This is a genomic window from Arthrobacter sp. ZBG10, from assembly GCF_001238605.1.
Lineage (GTDB): Bacteria > Actinomycetota > Actinomycetes > Actinomycetales > Micrococcaceae > Arthrobacter.
On record NZ_LFQH01000146.1, the window covers coordinates 1 to 222 of the forward strand.

General features: G+C 68.0%; 1 pseudogene. It reads left to right on the forward strand.

The features are described 5' to 3' along the window. A pseudogene (locus ACU18_RS20325) lies at positions 1-222 on the forward strand (FHA domain-containing protein); the annotation flags it as partial.

Here is a 222-nt window from a genome sequence, read left to right on the forward strand (position 1 = left end):
GGAACATCACCCCAGGCCCTTGCCGAGGTAAACGGCGCCCCCGAACCCGAACCCGAAACGGAATCCGGGCCTGATCCTGAATCCGGGCCGGAGTCCGGGCCTGATCCTGAACCCGGGCCGGAGTCCGGGCTGGTGGTGGAACCGGCGGCTCCTGAACCAGTGGCAGTATCTGAACCGGCGTTGACTTCGGCGGCTCCTACGGTGGTGGCTGCGGGACCGGTG